Below are 3,105 nucleotides of genomic sequence, written 5' to 3' on the forward strand. Positions count from 1 at the left end.
CCGACGATCGCCGGCGTCTCCTGCGCCCGCACGGCCCCCTCGTCCGGCTGCGCGTCCGGCGAGACGACGGCGTCGGCGATGACGAGCGCGGTGAGCACCACGAGCACCGGGATCGCGTACGCGCGCCAGCCCCACGTGGCGAAGAACCGCCCGACCGGCGTCTGCTTGCGCAGGTGGTCCCGGGACCCGGGCACCGACCGGCGGCGACCCGGGGTCGACTCCTCCGGGTCCCACGGCGCGCGCAGCGGCTCACCGTGCGGCGGGTAGTACGGTGCCCGCTGACGCGCACCGGGTTCCGCACCGGCCGGCGTCCGACGACGGCCGTCGCTCATCCGTACACCTCCACGTCCGCTGACGATCGGCCGCTGCCGATCACGGTCTCCACGATCCCACATACCGGGTGAGGCGCGTCCCGCCGCACTCCACAGGTGCAGGTATTGTCCGTCTGGCCCGGTCGGCTGTCGACTCTCGCCCGGGCGGAGAAGGAGCCACCAGATGACGAGCCCGGACCGACCGGTCCCGGCCGCCCAGGGCCGCGCCCGAGCGGCCCGGCTCCCCCGCGGCGCGCGGCGAAGCCAGCTCATCGACGCCGCCGGCACGGTGTTCGTCGAGCAGGGCTTCCACGCCTCCGGGATGGACGACATCGCCGTCCTCGCCGGGGTGTCCAAACCTGTGCTGTACCAGCACTTCGACTCCAAGCGGGACCTGTACATCGAGGTCCTGCGCCACCACGTGGACGCGCTGCTCGGCCGGATCCGGGCCGCGCTCGACTCGACCTCCGACAACCGCCGCCGCGTCGAGGCCGCCGTCGACACGTTCTTCGCCTACGCCGACAACGACACCCGGGGCTTCCGACTGGTCTTCTACTCGGAGTCCGGGGACGAGGACGTCCGCCGCGAACTCGACCGGGCCACCGAGGGGTGCATCGACGCGGTCCACGACCTGGTGCGGGGGGACTCCGGCCTCGACGTGCACCGGTCGCGTCTGCTCGCCGTCGGGCTGGTCGGGGCCAGCCGGGTCAGCGCCGGCCACTGGCTCGACGCCGGTCGGCCGATCCCCCGTGAGGACGCGGTCTCGACCACGGTCACCCTGTGCTGGGGCGGCCTGTCGAAGATCCCGCGTCACGGCGGTGACCGGCCCACACCCGAGGCCTGACCCCGGGCCGCGCGCGGCCCGTCCGCCCGAGAGCGCGCACGCTCGACGGACGGGCGGCGGCCGGCGTCAGGACAGGAAGCCCACCGGTCGCCGGGCGGACTCGCCGATCTCCACATACGCGACCCGGTCGGTCGACACGAGGTAGCGACGGCCCTTCTCGTCCTCGAGCTCGAGGATCGCCTTGGCGTCCGCGGTCAGGGCCGCCTCGACGCGCTTGTGCACGTCGTCGGGCTCCATCCCGGTCTTGAACACGAGCTCACGGTTGCTGTCGGCGATGCCGATCTTGACCTCCACGGTGCCTGCCCTTCTCGTCGTAGGCGCATGTCACGCCGTCATCGGTGATGCGTGCGACCCAGGCTAGCCCGAGCCCCGCCCGGGGCGGCGGCACGGGATAGGATGGGCGCACGTGGACCACTCTCCGCGCTCGGCCGCACCGGCGTCGGGTACGGCGGGTCCCGTGGAAATGTGCGCGCGCCCCGCTCGCGAGGCCGAACTCCGACGGCCCGACACCATCCGCGCGCGAGACGAGAAAGGCACCGCCCTGTCCACCACAGATGTCACCACAGAAGACGTAGACGGTATGGCCACGACGACCGCGGTCGTCGACGCCCCGTCCTCCGACTCCTCCCCCAGCTTCGCCGAGCTCGGCGTCCGACCCGAGATCGTCACCGCCCTCGCCGAGCGCGGGATCACCCACACGTTCGCCATCCAGGAACTCACCCTGCCGCTCGCCCTGGCCGGCTCGGACCTCATCGGTCAGGCCCGCACCGGGATGGGCAAGACCTACGGGTTCGGCGTGCCGCTCCTGCACCGCATCTCCACCGGCGAGGCGACCCGTGAGCTCGACGGCACGCCCCGCGCGCTGGTGATCGTGCCCACGCGAGAGCTGTGCCTCCAGGTCACCCAGGACCTCAAGATCGCCGCCACCGGGCTCACCGCGTCCACCGGCTCGGGCACCCGCCCCCTCAAGGTCCTCGCGATCTACGGCGGCACCCCGTACGAGCAGCAGACCGAAGCCCTCGAGAAGGGCGTCGACGTGGTCGTGGGCACCCCCGGGCGCCTGCTCGACCTGGCCAACCAGTCCAAGCTCGTGCTCGGCAAGGTCGAAGCCCTGGTCCTGGACGAGGCCGACGAGATGCTCGACCTGGGCTTCCTCCCGGACATCGAGAAGCTGCTGCGCATGGTGCCCGAGAAGCGGCAGACCATGCTCTTCTCCGCCACTATGCCGGGGCCGATCATCACCCTGGCCCGCACGTTCCTCACCAAGCCCACGCACATCCGCGCCGAGGCCGCCGACTCCGGCGCGACCCACGAGAACACCACCCAGCACGTCTACCGGGCGCACTCGCTCGACAAGCCCGAGGTCGTGGCGCGCATCCTGCAGGCCGAGGGCCGCGGGGCCACCATGATCTTCTGCCGCACCAAGCGCACCGCCCAGAAGCTCGCCGACGACCTCGCCGAGCGCGGCTTCCGCGTGGGCGCGATCCACGGCGACCTCGGCCAGGGCGCGCGCGAGAAGTCGCTCAAGGCGTTCCGCTCGGGTGACGTCGACGTCCTCGTCGCCACCGACGTCGCGGCCCGCGGCATCGACGTCGACGACGTCACCCACGTCATCAACTACCAGTGCCCCGAGGACGAGAAGACCTACGTCCACCGCATCGGCCGCACCGGCCGCGCCGGGCGCACCGGCGTCGCGGTCACGCTCGTCGACTGGGACGACCTGCCCCGGTGGGGACTGATCGACAAGGCCCTCGGGCTGGACTTCGGCGAGCCCGCCGAGACCTACTCCACCTCCGCCCACCTGCGGAGCGACCTCGGGATCCCCGAGAGCGCCGGAGGGCGGATCGGTGCCCCCACCGGCACCGGGTCCGGCCGCCGCACCGAGGACCGCGGCACGCGCGGGTCCGGCCGCGAGTCGGGCTCCGGATCACGCCCCGCGCGCCGGCGCAC

General features: G+C 72.8%; 3 protein-coding genes and 1 pseudogene. 2 read left to right on the forward strand and 2 right to left on the reverse strand.

Annotated elements, in window-relative coordinates; translation table 11 throughout:
- Window positions 1-332, reverse strand: a pseudogene (locus tag G6030_RS10530) (hypothetical protein); the annotation flags it as partial.
- Between the two features lie 163 nt (window positions 333-495).
- Between G6030_RS10530 and G6030_RS10535 the strand changes: the two are divergent.
- The gene (locus tag G6030_RS10535) at window positions 496-1,155 is read left to right on the forward strand and encodes a TetR/AcrR family transcriptional regulator (RefSeq protein ID WP_007629753.1); all 660 of its coding nucleotides are present in this window, start codon (window positions 496-498) and stop codon (window positions 1,153-1,155) included.
- Window positions 1,156-1,221: 66 nt separating this feature from the next.
- On the opposite strand, the gene G6030_RS10540 is transcribed toward G6030_RS10535, so the two are convergent.
- Complete coding sequence (locus G6030_RS10540) at window positions 1,222-1,449, reverse strand: DUF3107 domain-containing protein (RefSeq protein ID WP_007629751.1); 228 nt, start codon at window positions 1,447-1,449, stop codon at window positions 1,222-1,224.
- Window positions 1,450-1,735: 286 nt separating this feature from the next.
- Between G6030_RS10540 and G6030_RS10545 the strand changes: the two genes are divergently transcribed.
- Window positions 1,736-3,105, forward strand: a 1,370-nt coding sequence (locus G6030_RS10545) for a DEAD/DEAH box helicase (RefSeq protein WP_241724302.1), incomplete at its 3' end; no start/stop codon positions are given.

Origin of the sequence: Dietzia sp. E1, from assembly GCF_014145015.1 — a bacterium.
GTDB classification, from domain to species: Bacteria; Actinomycetota; Actinomycetes; order Mycobacteriales; family Mycobacteriaceae; genus Dietzia; species Dietzia cinnamea_A.

Excerpts from the sequence above, each read along its gene's own strand:
- G6030_RS10535 (WP_007629753.1), top strand. The coding sequence starts at position 496 with ATGACGAGCCCGGACCGACCGGTCCCGGCCGCCCAGGGCCGCGCCCGA.